The sequence below is a fragment of the Epilithonimonas hispanica genome (assembly GCF_003385395.1).
In the GTDB taxonomy this organism is placed as follows: domain Bacteria; phylum Bacteroidota; class Bacteroidia; order Flavobacteriales; family Weeksellaceae; genus Epilithonimonas; species Epilithonimonas hispanica.
The window spans coordinates 1-1,000 of the sequence record NZ_QNUG01000115.1 but is presented as its reverse complement, the minus strand read 5'-3'; the positions used below and the strand labels follow the sequence as shown (position 1 = coordinate 1,000).

General features: G+C 40.5%; 1 protein-coding gene. It reads left to right on the top strand.

What is annotated here, in order from left to right; all coding sequences use genetic code 11:
• The first annotated feature begins 56 nt into the window (after positions 1-56).
• Positions 57-995 (top strand): IS1595-like element ISCrsp1 family transposase, encoded by a 939-nt coding sequence (locus DRF58_RS18095; RefSeq protein ID WP_116037339.1) that lies wholly within the window; start codon positions 57-59, stop codon positions 993-995.
• The last annotated feature ends 5 nt before the right edge of the window (positions 996-1,000 follow it).

The window sequence follows — 1,000 nt, the reverse complement described above, 5'->3', positions numbered from 1 at the left end:
TAAATGAATCCTCGATATATTACCTAAATTTTGTAACTTAGTATCAAATAGTTATCATGAACCTACTCAATTTCGTAGAGCAATATCCTGATGAGGCAAGTTGCAAATCAAAATGGAAAGAATTTCGGGACAAGCATGGTGTAGAATGTCCCAAATGCGGCGGAAAGGAGCATTACTGGAAGCAAGACAAAGAGCAGTATGAGTGTAAAAACTGCAAATACCGGCAAAGTTTGCGCAGTAACACAGTGATGCACGGCAGCCAGCTGCCTTTCCGCTACTGGTTTATTGCGATGCATCTGCTTACCTCGACCAAAAAAAGTTTTTCGGCACTTGAGCTGCAACGGCAATTGGGACACAAATATTACAATCCTATATGGGAATTGCTGCATAAATTACGCGCTGCAATGGGCAACCGGGATGCCAATTATACATTGTCTGATGTAATCGAATTGGATGAGGGCTTTTTTTCGACAGAAATTCCCGATGAGGAAAAAGAAAAACCGTTAAAAAGAGGACGTGGAAGCCAAAAGAAAAGCAAGGTTCTGGTGATGGTGGAAAGCCGTCCCGTAGAAGAAAAAACCAGGAAAAAAGGAAAATCCAGACAAGTAGGATACCTGAAAATGAAAGTGATAAACGACTTGAAATCAGAAACGATAACTCCGTTGGTAAAAGAAAATGTGGAAGAAACTGCAACGATAGATTCGGACGATTCCACCTCATATACCAGATTGGGAGAAGTTGTGAAAGAGCATCGCCCAAAAGTAATTCCAAAGAAAGAGATTGGAAAAATGTTACCTTGGGTGCATATTGCAATCAGCAATGCCAAACGTATGCTGTTAGATGTTTTCCACGACATCAAACCGGAATATTTGCAAAGCTACCTCAATGAGTACTGCTACAAGTTCAACCGAAGATACTTTGGAGAATCCCTGTTCGACAGGCTGGTGGTAGCTTCTGTATCTCAAAAAAATAGTTTTAGGCATAATATCAAGTAGTCATT